At 66.6% G+C, this 17,567-nt stretch carries 15 protein-coding genes and 1 pseudogene; 2 read left to right on the forward strand and 14 right to left on the reverse strand.

The features are described from left to right. Positions 1–394: 394 nt before the first annotated feature. From H7U32_RS04535 to H7U32_RS10940, 7 genes are all read right to left on the reverse strand, one after another. Positions 395–1,519 carry a LacI family DNA-binding transcriptional regulator gene (locus tag H7U32_RS04535; protein WP_204468470.1) on the reverse strand — a complete coding sequence of 375 codons (1,125 nt, stop codon included), beginning with the start codon at positions 1,517–1,519 and terminating at the stop codon, positions 395–397. Between the two features lie 77 nt (positions 1,520–1,596). Then, entirely contained in the window at positions 1,597–2,244 is a 648-nt protein-coding gene (locus H7U32_RS04540; protein WP_204468472.1) for a YesL family protein, read from the reverse strand. Positions 2,245–2,399: 155 nt separating this feature from the next. After that, a complete protein-coding gene (locus tag H7U32_RS04545; protein WP_204468474.1) occupies positions 2,400–3,353 on the reverse strand; it encodes a carbohydrate ABC transporter permease in 954 nt (317 codons plus the stop codon). A 12-nt stretch (positions 3,354–3,365) separates the two neighbouring features. Continuing rightward, positions 3,366–4,283, reverse strand: a complete 918-nt coding sequence (locus H7U32_RS04550; RefSeq protein WP_239457520.1) for an ABC transporter permease — start codon at positions 4,281–4,283, stop codon at positions 3,366–3,368. A gap of 248 nt (positions 4,284–4,531) precedes the next feature. Further along, complete coding sequence (locus tag H7U32_RS04555) at positions 4,532–6,139, reverse strand: extracellular solute-binding protein (RefSeq protein WP_204468478.1); 1,608 nt, start codon at positions 6,137–6,139, stop codon at positions 4,532–4,534. Positions 6,140–6,407: 268 nt separating this feature from the next. Then, a complete protein-coding gene (locus H7U32_RS11000) occupies positions 6,408–7,364 on the reverse strand; it encodes a serine hydrolase (protein ID WP_204468479.1) in 957 nt (318 codons plus the stop codon). A gap of 50 nt (positions 7,365–7,414) precedes the next feature. Then, entirely contained in the window at positions 7,415–8,335 is a 921-nt protein-coding gene (locus H7U32_RS10940) for a serine hydrolase (protein WP_275051221.1), read from the reverse strand. A 772-nt stretch (positions 8,336–9,107) separates the two neighbouring features. Here H7U32_RS10940 and H7U32_RS10740 point away from each other — a divergent pair. After that, positions 9,108–9,272 carry a hypothetical protein gene (locus tag H7U32_RS10740; protein WP_239457512.1) on the forward strand — a complete coding sequence of 55 codons (165 nt, stop codon included), beginning with the start codon at positions 9,108–9,110 and terminating at the stop codon, positions 9,270–9,272. Here H7U32_RS10740 and H7U32_RS11785 read toward each other — a convergent pair. The 7 genes and pseudogenes from H7U32_RS11785 to H7U32_RS04595 all read right to left on the reverse strand — a co-directional run. Then, positions 9,251–9,334, reverse strand: a pseudogene (locus H7U32_RS11785) (hypothetical protein); the annotation flags it as partial. The gene H7U32_RS10740 and the pseudogene H7U32_RS11785 overlap by 22 nt on opposite strands. A gap of 10 nt (positions 9,335–9,344) precedes the next feature. Further along, positions 9,345–10,499, reverse strand: coding sequence for an MFS transporter (locus H7U32_RS04570; RefSeq protein ID WP_239457513.1), 1,155 nt, complete (start codon positions 10,497–10,499; stop codon positions 9,345–9,347). Positions 10,500–10,527: 28 nt separating this feature from the next. Further along, positions 10,528–11,901 carry an IS607 family element RNA-guided endonuclease TnpB gene (gene tnpB / locus H7U32_RS04575; RefSeq protein WP_204468483.1) on the reverse strand — a complete coding sequence of 458 codons (1,374 nt, stop codon included), beginning with the start codon at positions 11,899–11,901 and terminating at the stop codon, positions 10,528–10,530. Further along, positions 11,891–12,475, reverse strand: a complete 585-nt coding sequence (locus tag H7U32_RS04580; protein WP_204468485.1) for an IS607 family transposase — start codon at positions 12,473–12,475, stop codon at positions 11,891–11,893. The genes tnpB and H7U32_RS04580 overlap by 11 nt, the downstream gene beginning before the upstream one ends. Positions 12,476–12,907: 432 nt before the next feature. Further along, positions 12,908–14,158, reverse strand: coding sequence for a galactokinase (galK, locus tag H7U32_RS04585; protein WP_204468487.1), 1,251 nt, complete (start codon positions 14,156–14,158; stop codon positions 12,908–12,910). Positions 14,159–14,186: 28 nt separating this feature from the next. Continuing rightward, positions 14,187–15,437: a galactose-1-phosphate uridylyltransferase gene (galT, locus tag H7U32_RS04590; RefSeq protein WP_204468489.1), complete on the reverse strand. Its 1,251-nt coding sequence runs from the start codon at positions 15,435–15,437 to the stop codon at positions 14,187–14,189. Next, positions 15,434–16,249, reverse strand: a complete 816-nt coding sequence (locus H7U32_RS04595; RefSeq protein WP_204468490.1) for a DeoR/GlpR family DNA-binding transcription regulator — start codon at positions 16,247–16,249, stop codon at positions 15,434–15,436. Before H7U32_RS04595 ends, galT begins: the two co-directional genes overlap by 4 nt. 132 nt (positions 16,250–16,381) lie before the next feature. On the opposite strand from H7U32_RS04595, the gene H7U32_RS04600 reads away from it, so the two are divergent. Then, entirely contained in the window at positions 16,382–17,530 is a 1,149-nt protein-coding gene (locus tag H7U32_RS04600; RefSeq protein ID WP_204468492.1) for a quinone-dependent dihydroorotate dehydrogenase, read from the forward strand. The last annotated feature ends 37 nt before the right edge of the window (positions 17,531–17,567 follow it).

Below are 17,567 nucleotides of genomic sequence, written 5' to 3' on the forward strand. Positions count from 1 at the left end.
GGATAGGGATGGGGATGGGACTGAGATGGGGATGGGAGGGCGTCGGACTGGCGACGGACGGGCGACGGGGAGTGGCGTCAATGCACAGCTGTGCATCAAGTGACCGCGAACGGCGTCCCCCTATGCACAGCTGTGTACAGAAGGACTCGCCACCCCAATCCGCCAATGCACAGCTGTGCATGCAAGGATGCAAGGCCCCTGTCAGCCGATGCACAGCTGTGCATCCGATGGTCACGAGCAACGTCCAGCCATGCACAGCTGTGCATGGAATGGCCATGGGGAGGCCGAGCGCCGGCGTGTCATGACCATTGCATGCACAGCCTTGGCTGGGAACGTCCCGCCATGCACAGCCTCTTGGCTGGGAACGTCCCGCCATGCACAGGCCGACACGCGGTTATGGCAGCACAGGTGGCACAGACTCCTTGTCTACGATTCGGCAGCGCAGACCGACCGACAGAGCACCATCAGAGCCCAACGCACCAGCCGCAGCCGAGACATCGGACGAGACCGCCGAAGCACCAACCGCACCCTCGCCCCCGGCCTCGACCAATGCCCCGTGATCTGGCAGGACGCCCTGCACCGCGTCGGGGCCGTCGATCATGGACACCACGCGCAGCACGCCCAGGAAACCCATGTCGTAGTGCGGCAGCTCCACGGTGGTCAGGGCCGGCCGCAGCACGGAGGCGATGAACGGCTGGTTGTCCACGCCGATCACGGCCAGGTCACTGCCGACGCGTAGGCCGCGCGCCTGGGCCGCCTCGTAGACCGCGGGGGCGCGCACATCGTTGAAGCAGAACACACCGTCCGGCTTGAGCTCGTCGAGCATGTGCCCCGCCCGTTCGCCGGCGTTCACGTTCTCGGTGGCGTTGACCACCAGCGCCGGGTCGAAGCCGATATCGGCCTCGTCGAGCGCCTGGCGGTAGCCTTCGAGGCGTTCGTCTTGGGCGAGGATATGCGTTTCCGAACCGAAGTAGACGATGCGCCGGCATCCCGCCGCGATGAGCCGCGCCGTGGCGTCGCGCCCGATGAGCCGTTCGTCCGGGTAGAGGGAGGGCGCCTGTCCGTCCTCGTCCTCGCCGTCGACGACGACCGTGGGGGCATCGCGCAGTTCCGCCGGCAGTGGAACCCGCCGGTGGTACATAAGCGCGTAGAGGTAGCCGTCCACCTGGTGGCTGCGCAGCGTGGCGATCTGCTCGCGCTCCAGCTCGCGGTCGTTGCCGGTGCTCACCACCAGCAGGATGTAGCCCAGGCGCCGGGCGGCGTCCTGCGCGCCCAGCATGATCGCGCCGGCGTACGGCGTGGTGGCGATCTCGTCGGTGATGAAGCCCAGCACATGGGACCGTCGCATCCGAAGGGTGCGGGCCACGGAGTTCGGTTCGTACCCGAGTTCCTTGGCGGTCGCGAGGACCCGTCGCACCATGCGCTCGCTCACGCGGTTGCCGGTTTTGCCGTTGAACACCAGTGACACGGTGCATACGGATACGCCGGCTTGGCGGGCGATGTCCTTCATCGAAACCATGGCGTTCCTTCCTCAGGCCGGCGTGCGTCCATATTATAGGTGCCTCGGTGGGAGTCCCGATGAGTGCCCCGGAGCCCTCACAGGCGGCGGCCATCGGCGCGGACCATCCCCGGCAGCCGGCCAAAGACGGATGCCACGTACTCGGCCACCAGGATCGGCGCCGAGACGCCGAACACCATGAGGATGCCGGGCCACATGGCCCATGCGCACACCGTGACCAGGAACAGCACCACGAGGATCAGGCTGCACGCCGGCCGGGCCACCACCATCTGCAGGGCCATGCGCGCCGCCCACCGGTTCGATTCGGCGAAATTGGCGCGCACCGCCCAGGACAGCATGGTGAACAGGCCCCAGCACACGAGCGCGACCAGCAGCACGCCGGACGAGGCGTAGCCGGCCGGGCCCATGTCATTGTGCAGCACCAGCCAGTAGGCGTAGCCGAGCGCCGCCCACACCGCCGCCGTGGCCCAGCCGAACAGGTTCGCGGACCTGAGCTCGGCGCGCCATGCGGCGTGGAACGCGCACCAGGTCTCGCGCACCGTCCAGCCGCGGTCTGCCGACAGCAGCCACGAGCGGTAGGTGGCGTAGGCCGCGGCGATGGAGGGGAAAAGCCCTCCGACCACCAATCCCAGCAGTGTGTGAGCGATGAGGGCCACGTTGACGACGAACACCGTGAGGATACCCCTGCAGAAGCGTTCGTAGCCGATGGCGAAGGAACCAAGCATACCTTCCGTCCTTTCCGATGCGCGGTGCGGTCCGTGGGTGGGGCCCGTGGGTCGGGTCCGTGGGCCGTGGATCGAGTCCGTGGGTGGAGCCGTGTCAGGCCGTGGGGTCGGCCGGCCGCGATGGGCGGCCGGCCAGGCCCGTGGCCGCCTGATGCTCAGCCCTTGACGGCGCCGAGCATCACGCCCTTGTTGAAGTACTTCTGCATGAACGGGTACAGCACCAGCAGCGGCAGCGTGGAGACGATGATGATGCCGAACTTGATCTGGTCGGCGGCCTGCTGCTGCGCGGCCGCGTTGACGTTCGTGCCGGTGCCCTGCGCCACCAGCAGCAGCTGCTGGAGCACCACCTGCAACGGCTGCTTGCGGTCGTCGGTGATGTAGATAAGGCCCGTCATGAAGTCGTTCCAGTGGCCGACGAAGTAGTACAGGCCGATCACCGCCAGGATCGCGGCGCTCAGCGGGAGCACGATCTTGAAGAAGTAGCCGAAGTAGCTCAGGCCGTCGATCTGGGCCGCGTCATGCAGCTCCTCGGGGATGGAGGTCTCGAAGAACGAGCGGGCCACGATCACGTTGTACACGCTCACCGCGCCGGGCAGGATGAACACCCACATGGTGTTGTTGATGCCGAGCGACTTGTAGAGCAGGTAGTTCGGGATCAGGCCGCCGGCGATGAACATGGTCACGGTGAACAGGAACATGATCACGCGGCGCGGCTTGAACTCGCGCCGGGACAGCGCGAAGGCGCACGGGATGGTCACGGCCATGTTCACGGCGGTGCCGACCACCGAGTAGATAATCGTGTTGAGGTAGCCCTGCCAGATGCGGTTGTTGGAGAACACCTTCTCGTAGCCGACGAAGGTCACGTCCTTGGGCAGGAGCGTCACATTGCCGGCCGCCACCGCGTTCGGATTGGAGAACGAGGCGATCACGACGAACCACAGGGGGTAGAGCACGGCGAGCACGACGAGCAGCAGCAGGACGTCGATGACGATGGTCACCACCCAGTCGCCGGGCGTCTTCTTCTGGCGCACATGCTTGTTCCACGGGATGTCGCCGCTGCCGGAGCCGGCGACCTTCGGGGCGAGCGCCCCGGCTGTTGTTGCGGACATGATGGATTCCTCCTAGAAGATGCTCGAGTCCGAGACCCGCTTGGCGATGGCGTTCGCGGTGATGAGGAACAGGAAGTTGATGACGGTGTTGAACAGACCGATGGCCGTGGAGTACGAATACTGGCCGTTGAGAATACCGATCTTGTACGTGTAGGTGGAGATGACCTCGGTGGCCGGCATGTTCAACGCGTTCTGCATGAGGTAGATCTTGTCGAAGCCCACGTTGAGCACGGAGCCCATGTTCATGATGAGCAGGATGGAGCAGGTCGGCAGGATCGCGGGGAAGTCCACGTAGCGGATGAGCTGCAGTCGGCCGGCGCCGTCGATCTTCGCCGCCTCGTACAGCGAGGTGTCCACGCCGGCGAGCGCGGCCAGGTAGATGATGGAGTTCCATCCCACGTGCTGCCAGACCTCGGAGATCCAGTAGACGGCGGTGATGGCGCTGGTGCTGCCCATCAGGGATTCGTCGCCCAGGAAGCGGCCGATGATGCCGGAGCCCGGGGTCAGGAAGATGTTGAGCATGGAGACGATGACCACGACCGAGATGAAGTGCGGCATGTAGGTGACCGTCTGCACGAAGCCCTTGACCTTCTTCGAGCCGATCTGGTTGATGAGCAGGGCCAGGATGATCGGGCAGATGAAGCCCATGACCAGCGTCCACAGCGAGATGCGGATCGTGTTGACCATGATCTCACCGAACAACGGGTTGTGGAAGAAGTCGAGGAAGTACTGGAAGCCGACGAATGTGCCGCCGGTCAGACCCTTGGAAGGCTCGAACTCACGGAAGGCGAGCTGGATGCCCCACATCGGCACGTACGCGAACAACGCGACGAAGAACAAAGCGGGGGCGCACAGCAGCCACAGCTGCCAGTAGCGCTGGAAATGATCGGCAAGCCGGTCCAGGATGCCGCGCTTGCGGCGCGGCTCCATGGCGGCGGCGCGGCCACGCGCGGCGTGCGCGGTGGAGATTGCCATGATAGTGCCTTTCACGACGATGGGAACGGTGGATGGGGCCGTCCCCGCCCGGATCCTCGCGGTGCGGGTTCCGGGCGGGGCGCGGACCCCGGGAAAGGGAAAGGAAAAGGAAGGGAAGGAATCGACCTCCGGCGCACGGTCTGCGGCGCCGGAGACGTGGCCGCGGGGCGCCGCGCCGGTGGCGGCGCCCCGCGGCGGTCAGGTCACTTGGTGTACTCGTCGTACCACTTCTGCCAGATCTTGATGTTCTCCTCAAGACCCAGGCTCGGCTCGCTGACCTTCTTCACGTAGTCGTCCCACTCGTTCTCGACGCCGCCGGATTGCACCCACTTGGCGAGCTGGTTGTTCGCGTAGTTGGAGATGGCGGTGTTGTTGTTCTGCAGGGTGTTGGTGTCCTCCGTGTCGGGGCGCACGTAGACCGGGATCACGTCCTTGATCGGATCGACGCGGTCGCGGGCCTCGCGCACGGCCTGGTCGGAGGCGGTGACCTGGTCGGCGTTGGTGTCGTTGACGATGGTCACATCATCGCGGATCCAGCCGCCGAAGCGGTCCTGCAGGGCGACGGCGCGGGTGTCCGGATACTCGGCGTACGCCTTCTCCATATTGATGGTGTAGGTGTGGTCGCCGTCATCGGAGACGATGTCGGGGATGGAACCGAAGTAACCGGCCACGGAAAGCTTCTCGCTGTACATGGCGTTGATGACCTTGTAGATCGCATCCTTGTTGGCGGCCTTCGGGTTGACGGACAGGCCGGAGCCGGAGTACGCCCAGCGGGCGGCGTCCTGCGAGTAGTCCCACTTGACCTGGCTGTCCGGGGTGGAGGCGTCCTTCTTCAGCGGCGGCAGGGTGATGTACTCCTCGCCGAGGGTGTTGCCGAACTCGGCGTAGTTCGACCAGCCGAAGGAGACGCCGGTCAGCGCGGTCTTGCCGTCGCTGATGGTCTGCGCGCTGTACTGGGAGGCGTCGCGGGTGAGCACGTCCTTGGGGATCAGGCCCTGGGCGAGCAGCTCGTGCAGGTAGGCGATGACGTCCTTGAGGGTGTCGGAGGTGTAGTAGCTCTTCACGGTGCCGTTGTCCACGTAGTAACCCTGCTCGGAGGCGCCGCCGCCCATGAAGGCGGTGACCACGCCCTCGGAGTTCATGAGGGTCAGCGGGCTCCACAGGCCAAAGCCGAGGCTGCGGATGTTCATCGGGATCTCGTCGGCCTTGCCGTTGCCGTTCGGATCCTCGGTCTTGAAGGCCTTGAGCACGGTCTCGAGCTCGTCCCAGGTGGTCGGGACCTGGAGGCCGAGCTTATCGAGCCAGGTCTTGTTGATGAACATGTGGGTGCCGGAGACCTCGTAGCCCTTGCCGCGGTCGGAGGGCAGCATGGCGATCTTGTCGCCTTCCTGCACGTACTTCAGGGCGCCGGGCTGCGCGTCGAGGAACTCCTTGACGTTGGGCATCTTGTCCAGGGCGGGCTTGAAGTCATCGAAGTAATCGGCGTACTTGGCGGCGTCCTGCATGGAGAACAGGCTCAGTCCGATGTCCGGGAACTCGCTGGCGGCCATCTTGGCGCTCTTCTGCTGGCCCCAGGCGTTGTCGGAGACCTCCTGCCACTTGATCGTACAGTCGCAGGCGGCCTCCAGGTCCTTGGTGTACTGGGTGTCCCGCATGGGGTGGTCCGTCACGTTGCGGCGGACCATGATGTTGACGATCGGCTTGCCGTTCTCGTCGGTGGTGGCCTCCTGGCTGCTGCAGGCGGCGAGCGGGATCAGCGTGGCCACGGCTGCGGCGGCCGCAATGATGGTGCGTACACGTCCTCGTGCCATCGTTCTTCTTCTTTCCTTGGAATGGACATTTCCTGCCACCGGGGGAAGCGGTCTCGAGCGAGCCATCAAGCGGACCAGCTGTGTTCCGGCCTCTTCGCCTCGTACGTGGTGACAGGTCATAGTGTATTGCGTTATACGTTTAACGTCAAACGATTTACATGGGCAGTGCACAGCCCTTGGAATTCCAACGCCTTGCAGCTATCCCCCGGCGTGTCGCACCTTGTGCTCCGGCGCAAAGCAGCCCCACCACCGGCTCCCCGCCGCCGGCTCATGTCTCCATCGTGGCCCAGACGGTGGCGGAGAGGCTCCGGATGGCGGCCCTGGTCGCCTCGGCATCGGCGATCCCCTCGGTCATCACGATGAGCACGTAGTCGCCGCGCCGGCCCAAGGCCGCAGTCCCGGTGCCGTCGAACACGTCGGTGGAGCCCGAACCGAAGACGATGGCCGCGTCGTTGTCAACGCCGGCCGCCTCGCCGGTTTTGTTGGCGACGGCCACGCCGCCGGGCACACCGCCGGGAATCTTCGCGCGCCTCGTCTGGCCGAGCAGCAGCCCGATCATCCGCTCCGAAGCCTCGCGCGAGACGAGCTGGCCACGGTAGGCAGCGGCCAGAAACCGGCCGGCGTCGGAGGCGCTAGTGCGCTTGGCCTGCACGTCGCCGTCGAGCACCCCGAGCCATTGGCTGAGATTGACGCTGGCAAAGCCGTGCTCGCGCGCGACGCGGGTGACCACGTCGAAGCCGCGCTCGCCGTCAGAGGCGAGCATGCGCACCAGCGTGTTCGTCGCCTCGTTGGAGCTGACGGTGACCATCTGCTCCAGCAGCCGCTCGACCTGCGGTGTGTCGGCGAGCGCGCCGTCGGCGATGCGCTGGAACACCGCGAGCATCACATACAGTTTGATGACCGACGCCGCGTAGGCGGCATGGTCGCCGACCGCCAGGCTGGCCCCGGTGACGAGGTCCTCGATGTACACCTGCCAGGTGCCCTGGTACGTGTCGAGGCCGAGCCGCCCGCCCAGCGCGTCGAGCCGTCGCTGCGCCGCACTCCGCTCGTCCGCTGCGGGCACGGCGCCGCGGACGAGCGGTCCGCCGGCCCCGGTCGCCTGCCCGGTCCGCGCCGCCGCAACGCCCGACCGGTCCGCTTCCGGCCGACCGTCGCCAATGCCCCGGCCGAGGATGCCGACGAGGATTGCGACGACGACGGCCACGGCCACACAGACCGCGGCCACAGCCGGCAGCCAGTGACGCCGGACGGCGCGCCGGTGACGCGGGGCGCCCGTCACTCCTCCCAGAACAGGGATTGGGCGACGTTGGCGAGCACGTCGGAGGTAAGTTGGGCGGCGTTGGCCTGGCCAAGGCCGCGCGTCATCACCGCGACGGCCACCTTCTGGTCGCCGTCCGACATCACGATGAAGTAGTTGTAGGCGTCCTGGATGCCGGAGCCGCGGTGCGCGTGGACGGTCACGTCCTGCGGAATGGCCACGCCCTCGGCGGCGAGGTCCACGTTCATGAGCTGGTCGCCGCCGTCCTTGGCCACGGCCATGAGCATGCGGGCCGCATCATCAGGCGTCGAGTAGTTCTCCTGGCCTTCGTCGGAGGCGGTGACGTCGCCGAACTTGCGGCCAAAATACGTGCCGGAGTACCGGTGGTCGGCCAGCCACTGGTTGAGGCCACCGAGTCCGCCTTCGGCGTCGATCAGGCCGTTGGCGGCCTCGTTGTTCATCGAACGCATCATCTCGCCGGCAGAATCGCTGGGCGTGGGCGTCTTCGGACTGGCGAGGTAGAGGGGCAGGTAGAGACCAGCCGCGATGAACTGGCTGCTTCCGCCCGGCGACGAGTAGGCCGGGCTATTGCCGCCGGTCATCACCGCCACGCCCGCGTCCGTGCTCGAATAGGAGTCCACGATGCGGTCAAGCGTGGCCGTGTCGAGCTGCCGGTTCCGTTCCTCCTCCTGCTGGTCCTTTTTCTCCTGCCGCTCGGCCTTCCGCTCGGCCCGTTCGCGCCGCTCCGCCTCGGCCTTCGCCCGGGCGTCGGCCTGGGCGAAGGCCGCCTCGGCTTCCTTGCGCGCCTGGGTTTGGTTGACCGCCACGACGACGCCGGTGACGGCGAGCGCCACCGCCGCAATCGCCGCGATGACGATGACGATGATGCGATTACGACGTTTCTTCGCCGCATCCGGAGCGCCGGGCACACCAGGCATACCGGGAACCGACGCACCAAGGGCGCCGGACACACCGGACGCGCCCAGCACGCCGGGGACACCGGACGCACCAGAGACACCGGAAACGCCAGACGCAGCAGGGACACTGGGAACGTTGCCGGGCGTCTGCTCCGCAGACTGCCCCGATATCCGGCCCAGCACTTGGGACGCGGCCTGCGCAGCCCCAACCGGCGCCGCACCGGCTGGCATTGTCCCAGCCGACACAGCCCCAGCCGACGCAACACCTGCCGACCCAGCTTGCGCAGCCCCAGCCGACGTAACTGGCACTGCCCCAGCCGGCACAGTCCTAGCCTGAGCGCTCCCAGCCGCCCCAGTTCCAGCCGACGCAACCGGCACGGCACCAGCTGGCACAGTCCCAGCCGGCACAGTCCTAGCCTGAGCAGCCCCAGCCTTCGCGGCCACCTGGCGCGGAACGGCTGCCGGAGCGGCGACCGGCGCGGAGGCGACGGGCTGGCGCGCCCCGAACTCCTCGAAGAGACGTCCCTCCCAATCGTCGGTGCTGGCCGACTGGTCCTGAGCCGCCTCCCGGGCGGCTTCGACGGGCGCGAAGGCAGGAGGCATCGAAACCGTGGCAGTGGTGGGCTGGTCGGGCGTCGTCGCGGCGGCGGAACCAGCGGAACCAACAGAACCAGCAGAACCAACGGAACCAGCAGAACCAACAGAACCAGCAGAACCGTCGGAGCCAGCGGAACCAGCAGAACCGTCGGAACCAGCGGGTCGGGCAGACGGCACATGGCGTTCCTTGCGCTCGGTGTCACGCACCAAGGAGGCGAGGCTATTGTTCTCGCCAGGCATCGCCGCGCCGCCCATCCCGGGCATCGCCGCGCCGCCCATCCCAGACATCGCCGCGCCGCCCATCCCGTTCATCGGCGCGCCACAGAAGGCGCAGAACCTGGCGCCGTCGGCATTCTCCTGACCGCACTGTGAGCAGCGCATCGTTCCTCCCCTCGTCCCGGATGTCCGGTCCCGGATATCCATCTGCCCTCCATTATCGCCCCCGACGCCGAAAAACGGCGAAGGCCGCCGCGGGACGGACCCCGCGGCGGCCTTCACAATTCCACCGTCGTGCAGTCGGCGTGCAGACGGCGCAGGCGACGTCAGTCGCCGACCTGCTCCATACGCACCTGACGGTGGGACTTGAGCAGGAAGGAGAGCGCGAGCACGAGCACGACGACCGCGCCGAACCAGACGAGCACCTTGGCGCCGTGCTTGTCGAACATCCGGCCGGCGAGCAGGCTGCACACGGCGTTGACGATGCCGGCGGCAGCATGAGCAGGCCGGCGGTGGTGGAGTCGAGGCCGAGGCCGCGCTGGAGTTCCTGCGGCACCAGGTACATGAACGCGAGCGTGCAGCAGAAGGAGAGGGTGACCATGAGGGCCGGGGTGCGGAACGCGGCCACGCCCAGGGCGCGCAGGTCGAGGATCGGGGTGGCGATGTGCAGCTGGCGCCAGGCGTAGAACGCGATGACGAGCACGCCCACCACCAGCAGCGCGATGACCAGCGGGGAGAAGCCCTGGTCGGCGACCAGCGAGACGCCGGCCACCAGGCCGCCGAAGCCGATCGCGGAGGCGACCACGGACAGCGCGTCGATATGCGGACGGGTGGTTTCGATCGGGTTGACGAAGGTGGCGGCGGTGACGATGAGCGCCACGACGGACACGATCGCGAACATCCAGAAGACGGCACGCCAGCTCAGGGCGCCGATGAGCACGCCGGAGAGAGTGGGGCCGATGACCGGCGCGAACATGATGACCAGGCCGGCCACGCCGTTGGCGGCGCCGATCCGCTCGATCGGGAAGACACGCATGATGGCCGCGTACATGAGCGGCAGCATGATGCCGGTGCACACGCCCTGGATGATGCGGCCCGTCAGCAGCATCGGGAAGTTGACGGCGGCGGCGGAGAGCACCGCGCCCACGAGGAAGCAGGCGAGCGCGAACAGCGCCAGGGAGCGGGCCTTGAACCACTTGAGCAGGAAGCCGACGCACGGCAGCACGATGCCGATGGCAAGCATGTAGCCGACGACCATCCACTGCACGCCGCCCATCGACACGCCGAACGCGTCGACGAGGTCGGGCAGGGCGATGTTCATCGAGGTCTCGGAGAGCATGCCGAGGAAGGCGCCGATGTACGGGCCGAGCATCACGATATGCGGGTTGCGCCGTTGTCAGCTAGTTTGTTCTAGTTGACAGGACGCCGTTACCGGCGTCCGCTCCAAGTCTTAGGCAGTCTGCGGGGACTGCTGCTTGGTTCGCGTTTCCTTCCCCGCTGGCTGCGAGGGTTTCGGGCGTCAGCCAAGATTCCTTGGTCTTATGCGCCCTCCACGCGCGTTTAACGTCTCTCGGGGCACTCCCGGCGACATCTATATTGCTGGCCGCGTTAAGGTCGCGGTCGATGACCAGTCCGCAATGGTCGCAACGGTAGACCCTCTCTTTGAGGGACAGTTTGGCTTTCACCGTCCCGCAGTTGGAACAGGTCTTGCTGCTTGGGTACCAGCGGTCGACGATGTGGAGTCGTGCGCCGGATAGGGCGCACTTGTATTCGAGCATCCGACGGAACATGCCGAAGCCCACGTCCAGAATCTCCCGGTTCAGCCCGGCTTTGGCTTTGCGTCCGTTCGGCAGGTATTTGTCGGGGTTGTTCGGGTCGGGTTTCGCTTTCGGGCGTTTCGTCATGCCTTTGACGCTCAAATCCTCGATGCTGATGTCCGCGTAGGTCGTGGCGAGCATGGTGGTGAGCTTGTCCATCCGGTCACGCCGCTGGTTGGCGACATGTCCTTCTACGCGTTGCAGCTCCTTTTTCGCCTTTAGGTAGCGTTTCGACCCCTTCCTGCGGCGGTTCAGCTTGCGTTGCGTGCGGCGCTGCCTGCGCATGCTCGTCTTCAACGTGTGCGGGTTTTCGACCGTCGTGCCGTCGCTGAGTGTGGCTATGCGTTTGACGCCAATATCGACGCCCACATGCCCTTCCAACGTGGTCGGCGGCTGCGGGTCGGGCACTTCGACGCACAGGCTTGCATACCAGTGTCCGCCGTGCTTGCTGATGGTCATGTGTGACGGTTGGATACCTCCGGTCAACTGTTCGACGTTCTCCATGCAATGCACGCGGCCGATGCGCGGCAGCTTCAGCCCGTGCGGGTCGGCGACGCCGAACGAGCCGGTCGTGTACGTGAACTTCGGCGTGGTCTTGTGTTTGCTGCGCCATTTCGGCCAGCCCATGCGTTCGCCCTTGCGTTCACCGTCACGGGACGCGAAGTAGTTGGAGAACGCGTCCGACAATGATTGCAGGCCGCTGGTGTACGCCTCCTTGCTGTTCTCACGCCACCACGGGGCGAGTTCCTGCTTCCACGCGTTCCACCAGCGGCGCAACGCGGGCATGCTCCAATCCGCTTTGCCCTGCCCGTCGCAGGACGTGTTGCCGTTCAACTGGCTTTTGATGTGCATCAGACCGAGGTTGAACACGTAGCGTGCCGCACCCGCGTTGGATGCGAGCAATCGCTCCTGTCGTGGCGTCGGGTCGAGCCTGACCTTGATTCCCTTACGCATCATGCGCCGCCTTCAAAGCCGCCTCCGCCTTGTGCTTGGCCGCGCGACGACCGTACAGGCGGGCGCAGAACGAGGTGAGGACTTCGGTCATGTCGCGTACCAAATCATCATCCAGTTCGGTGTCGTCCACGATGATGACCTGCCGTCCTTGCGCCTTCAACGCGCTCTCCACCAGTCCGGCGTTCATTCGGGCGAGACGGTCTCGATGCTCCACGATGATACGGGTCACGGTAGGGTCGGACAGCAGCCGGTTCAGTTTGCGCCGCCGGTCGTTCATCCCGGAGCCGGTCTCCATGACCACCTCCGGGTCTTCGACGCCCATGCCGATGGCGAACGCCTTCAGCCGGTCGGCCTGACGCTGCAAATCATCCTTCTGGTCGGATGACGAGACGCGGGCGTAGCAGACGGTCCGGCCTTGAATGTTTTCGGACAGTTGGGTTTCGTACTTGGGGTCGTGAACGAGCCACATGCCCGACGGCGTATGCTCCACGGGCACGGGCATCTTGCCGGTACGGCACCATTTCCATACCGTCTGCGGATTAAGCCCCTCACGGGCAGCCCATTCACGAACCAGCATGCGATATATTATAACACATGAAAGCAGACGAAAGCAAATCAATCAACCAGCAGTTGTCAGCCCCTTGGTCAGCGCCTCGGGGGTCATGTCAGGTGCGGTGTTCTGGTTCACGCCGCTGGTGTCCTTTCCACTGGGTCTCCCCGCGGCGGGTTGCCGTCCGGGGCCTTCCGTAGCCCGCGCACGGCGGTGCCCGCCCCTGGTCGGCGGGGCGGCGTCCGTCATCGGCGAAAATAAGGTGCGAACTGGTCGCGGGCAACGAAAAACCGCACGCCCTCTGGTCGGATCAAACGACCAGAGGCCATGCGGTTTTCAAATCAGTGGGTCAACCTAGCACGAAGCGGAACGCTTCGTAAGCGGCGACGGCGTGTCGCGCGCGGCGCTATGCCTCCCTGGACGCGGAGGCCGAGGCGACGGCGGCCATCGCGCGCGGCGCTATGCCTCCCTGGACGCGGAGGCCGAGGCGACGGCGGCCATCGCGCGCGGCGCGTGGAAGCCGCGGCGCTCGAACTCGTCGGCGATCAGCTGGGCGACCTCCTGAGAACGGCCCTTGTCGAGCAGCGCGATGATCGAGCCACCGAAGCCGCCGCCGGTCATGCGAGCGCCGTACGCGCCGTTGTGGCGCGCCACGTCCACAGCCACGTCGAGCTCGGGCACGGTGACCTCGTAGTCGGCGGCCAGCGAGTCGTGCGAGGCGTTGAACAAGCGGCCGGCCTGTTCGATGTCGCCCTGGGCGAAGGCGTGCACGAAGGAGCGCACGCGCTCGATCTCGGTGACCACGTGGCGCACGCGCTTCTTCATCCGCTCCTCGGGCAGCGCGTCCAGCGTCTCCTTGAGGGCCTGGAACGGATCGTCGGCCTTGGTGATGCCGTCGGCGGTCACGCGCAGGTTGGCCACGCCGAGGATGCGGGCGGCCTCCTCGCAGGTGGCGCGGCGCTCGGCGTACTGGCCGTCGTTGAGCTGGTGCGGAGCCTGGGTGTCCACCACGAGCAGCTCGAGGCCGTACTTGTCTAGGTCGAAGTCCTGCTGGGAGACGTTCTCCAGCGGGGTGAGCTCCGGGCGGCAGTCGAGCAGCAGCGCGTGGCCGGCGGTGCAGCGCATCGAGGCGTTCTGGTCGAGGCCGCCGGTGGAGGCGCCGGCCATCTCGTTCTCGGACTTGATGGCGGCGTTGATCAGCGTCACGCGGCCGGCGTCGGAGGAGCCGTAGCCCAGGCCGTACACCTCGTCGAGCGCCAGCGCGGTCGAGCAGGTCATCGCGGCGGAGGAGCTCAGGCCGCTGCCCAGCGGCACGCAGGAGGCGAAGGCGGCGTCGAAGCCCTTGACCTGGTCGAAGCCGGCCTGGCGCAGCGCCCAGGCCACGCCCACCGGGTAGGCGGCCCAGCCGTCCACGCCGCCGGCGGCGAGGCCGTCGAGGTCGGCGGAGGCCACCGCATCGGGGTTCACGTCGGAGACGACGCGCACCAGGGTGTCCTCGCGCGGCTTCAGGGCGATGAAGGTGCGGTGCGGCAGCGCGATCGGCAGGCACAGGCCGGCGTTGTAGTCGGTGTGCTCGCCGATGAGGTTCACACGGCCCGGCGCGCCCCACACGCCCTCGGGCTGCTCGCCGAAGGAGGCGGCGAACAGCTCGGTGGCCCGGGCCACACCCTGCTCGCGGGTCAGCGGTTCGATGAATTCCACAGCGGTCATAATCGTTTCACTTGCCTTTCCAGCTCGCTCAGTCGGCAATGTCGATCGGGCCGAGCTCATGGAAGCGCTTGGCGATGAGCTCGGGGGTGGTGTCGGAGATCCAAGCGGCCATGCCGGATTCGGAGCCGGCCAGGTACTTGATCTTGTTGGCGGCGCGGCGGAAGGAGAAGAACTGCAGGTTGAGGCGATAGTTCTCGCGGCGCGCGTCGTGGATCGGCGCCTGGTGCCAGGCGGCGATGTACGGCAGGTCCATGCCCTTGCCGTCGCCCTTGTCGAAGAACGCGTTGCCGCGCTTGAGCAGGTGCGAGTACATCGAGGCAAGGTCCCAGCGCTCCTGGTCGTCCAGCTGGTCGAGCGTGAGCACGTCGCGCACCGGCTGCACGTGCACCTCGAGGGGCCAGCGGGCAGCGGCCGGCACGTAGGCGACCCAGGAGTGGTTGCGCATGACCACACGCTCCTTGGCCTCGAGCTCGGCGTTCATGAGGTCCTTGAGCAGGTTGCCGCCGGTGCGCTCGTGATAGGCCTCGGTGTGCTTGAGCTCGGCCTCCAGCTTCGGGGCGATGAACGGGTAGCAGTACACCTGGCCGTGCGGGTGGGCGAGCGAGACGCCGATCTCCTGGCCGTGGTTCTCGAACGGGAAGATCTGTTCGATGCCCTCCATCGTGGAGATCTCGGCGGTGCGGAAGGCCCAGGCCTCCACCACCGTGCGCAGACGGGTGACCGGCAGGTCGGCGGGCAGGCCGTTCTCGTCCGGATCGAAGCAGATGACCTCGCAGCGGCCGGCGGCCATCTTCTTCTCCCACAGCGGGTTGCCGTCCACGTATTCGACGGCGGTGGAGCGGCCGGGCACCTTGACCATCGAGGGGAAGCGGTTCTCGAAGACCACCACGTTGTAGTCGGTATCCGGCACCTCGCCGTCCTGGTACGGGTCGCCGGGCTTGCGCGCGGCCAGCGGGTTGCCCTTGGCGGTGGCGCCGGGGCCGGCGGTGATCGGGCGGTTCATGCGCGCGGTGGCCATCGGGATCCAGTCGCCGGTCAGCGGGTCGCGGCGCATCTCCGGGGCCGCGTACGGCACCTCCTGACCGGCGGCGTTGATCTGGTTGGCGAAGCGGTACGGCAGGTCGCGCGGGTCCTTGAGCTCGCGGGTCTTGGCACCGGAGACGTACTCCGGGTCGTCGTCGAGGTAGAAGAAGTCACGGCCGTCGGCCAGCGTGGTCGGGGTGATGCGGATGTGCTCCTTCGCATACGCACCGGGTTCGTAAGCGGTGAATTCGCTCATGCCTGTTGCATCTCACTTTCTTGTGTCGGTTCGGTCTGGTGCGCGAGCACCAGCTCCTTGACCAAATCCTTGGTTTTGGCGGCGGAATCGGGGTCGAGGCCGTCGTCGGTGATGACCACATCCACTTGGTCGAAGCGTGCGAACAGCGACAGCGACGTGCAGCTCCACTTCGTGTGGTCCGTGAGGATGATCGTCTTGTCGGCGATGTCCATCATCGCCATGTCCGTGGCCGCCTCCAGCGAGTTGGGCATCAGGAAGCCGCGCGGGATGGACACCGAATGGGTGCCCAGGAACACGGTGTTGACACGCAGGGAGGCGACGACCTTGTCGGCGATGGGGCCGACGAGGGAGTTGGACCTGGTGGTGACGCCACCGGTGACGATGACCTCCACATCCTTCGACTCGAGCGCCTGGACGAGTTCCGCCACCGGGATCGAGTTGGTGAGGATCGTGATGCCGCTGGCCTGCTGGCTTTCCAGCAGATGCTGAGCGAACACGTAGGCCGTGGTGCCGCCGCCGATGGCGATGACATCGCCGGGGGCCACGTATTTGACGGCTTCCTGCGCGATCGCATCCTTGAGACCGATGTCCATCTGGGATTTGACCGAGAACAGCGGTTCGCTCAGCAGCGTGCTGGTGGTCACGGCACCGCCGTGCACGCGCTTGAGCAGGCCCTTGTCGGCCAGCTCGGCGATGTCACGGCGGATGGTCATCGCCGACACGCCCAACTCCTTGGAGAGCGCGGTGATCCGCACGGCACCTCGCGTGCGTAGCCGGCTCAAAATCAGGTGCTGACGTTGTGACGAAATCATAACGCACATTATCGCACACAAACTCTCATTTCCCAAACCGACATGAGCGTTTCCTGTGGAGGTCGGCGGACTTTCCGCACACAACCGCAAATCCTCCGCCCCGATGGCGTGCGGGCGTGCCACAATGGCCCCATGGGTTATGTTTCCGAGAGCTTCTGGCATGACGCGGTCAACAAAGCCACGACCGACCTCTTCACCTTCGGCTACAAGCATGTGGTCAAGCCGGACCTCGTGTTCAGCCGCCCGCCGGACCAGGCGCACGACGATATGCTCGCCTTCTGCCGCATGGCCGGCCAGCTGCCGCCGCTGCTGTGGCTCGAGCGCGCGATGCTCGACTACACCGACCCGGTGCTCGAGACGACGGTGATGGGCGTGGACTTCGCCAATCCCTTCGGCCTCTCCGCGGGTCTGGACAAGAACTGCGAGATGGCCGCCGTGCTCGACCACGCCGGCTTCGGCTTCGAGACCGTGGGCTCCACCACCTCCCGCCCGTGCGCCGGCAACGCCAAGCCGTGGTTCCACCGCCTGCCCGAATACGATTCGATGATGGTGCATGTGGGCCTGGCGAACATCGGCTCGGACCAGGTGATCGACCGCGCCGAGCAGGCCTGGACGCACGCCGACGGCATGCAGGTCTCCGTCTCGATCGCCCGCACGAACGACGACCAGGTGGGCGATCTGGACGAGGGCATCGAGGACTACTGCGTCTCGATGCGCCGCGCCGCCGGCCGCACCGCGATGGTGGAGGTGAACGTCTCCTGCCCGAACACCACCGCCGGCGAGCCGTTCACCGCCTCCCCCGAGAACCTCGACCGCCTGTTCGACGCACTCGACCGCATCGACCGCCCGCAGCCGACGCTGGTCAAGATGCCGCTCAACAAGCCGTGGGAGGAGTTCCGCGACCTGGTGGCCGTGCTCGCCGAGCACAATGTGCAGGGCCTGACCATCGCGAACCTGAACAAGGACCGCACCGGACTGCAGATCCCCGACGGCTGGGAGGGCGGCCTGTCCGGCGGCCCGTGCACGGCCGCCTCCACCGCGCTGGTGGCGCGCACCCGCCGCGAGTTCGGCGACCGCTTCGCGATCGCCGGCGTCGGCGGCGTGTTCACCCCGCGCCAGGCCTACGAGCGGATCCGCGCCGGCGCCGACCTGGTCATGTTCATCAGCGCGCTCATGTACCGCGGCCCGCAGCAGATCACCGTGCTCAAGCGCGGTCTGGCGCGGCTGCTCAAGCGCGACGGCTTCGCGCATGTCGCCGACGCCGTGGGCGTCGACCTGTGACCGACCGAACCGACTGCACCGACTGAACCGACTGCAG

Origin of the sequence: Bifidobacterium pullorum subsp. saeculare (genome assembly GCF_016899725.1) — a bacterium.
GTDB classification, from domain to species: domain Bacteria; phylum Actinomycetota; class Actinomycetes; order Actinomycetales; family Bifidobacteriaceae; genus Bifidobacterium; species Bifidobacterium pullorum_C.

Coding starts and splice junctions, on each gene's coding strand:
- tnpB (WP_204468483.1), bottom strand. CDS start 11,901: ATGATGCGTAAGGGAATCAAGGTCAGGCTCGACCCGACGCCACGACAG.
- H7U32_RS04545 (WP_204468474.1), bottom strand. CDS start 3,353: ATGTCCGCAACAACAGCCGGGGCGCTCGCCCCGAAGGTCGCCGGCTCC.
- H7U32_RS04540 (WP_204468472.1), bottom strand. CDS start 2,244: ATGCTTGGTTCCTTCGCCATCGGCTACGAACGCTTCTGCAGGGGTATC.
- H7U32_RS04595 (WP_204468490.1), bottom strand. CDS start 16,249: ATGATTTCGTCACAACGTCAGCACCTGATTTTGAGCCGGCTACGCACG.
- H7U32_RS04600 (WP_204468492.1), top strand. CDS start 16,382: ATGGGTTATGTTTCCGAGAGCTTCTGGCATGACGCGGTCAACAAAGCC.
- H7U32_RS04535 (WP_204468470.1), bottom strand. CDS start 1,519: ATGGTTTCGATGAAGGACATCGCCCGCCAAGCCGGCGTATCCGTATGC.
- H7U32_RS04580 (WP_204468485.1), bottom strand. CDS start 12,475: ATGCTGGTTCGTGAATGGGCTGCCCGTGAGGGGCTTAATCCGCAGACG.
- H7U32_RS10940 (WP_275051221.1), bottom strand. CDS start 8,335: ATGCCTGGTGTGCCCGGCGCTCCGGATGCGGCGAAGAAACGTCGTAAT.
- galT (WP_204468489.1), bottom strand. CDS start 15,437: ATGAGCGAATTCACCGCTTACGAACCCGGTGCGTATGCGAAGGAGCAC.
- H7U32_RS04555 (WP_204468478.1), bottom strand. CDS start 6,139: ATGGCACGAGGACGTGTACGCACCATCATTGCGGCCGCCGCAGCCGTG.
- H7U32_RS04570 (WP_239457513.1), bottom strand. CDS start 10,499: ATGCTCGGCCCGTACATCGGCGCCTTCCTCGGCATGCTCTCCGAGACC.
- H7U32_RS04550 (WP_239457520.1), bottom strand. CDS start 4,283: ATGGAGCCGCGCCGCAAGCGCGGCATCCTGGACCGGCTTGCCGATCAT.
- galK (WP_204468487.1), bottom strand. CDS start 14,158: ATGACCGCTGTGGAATTCATCGAACCGCTGACCCGCGAGCAGGGTGTG.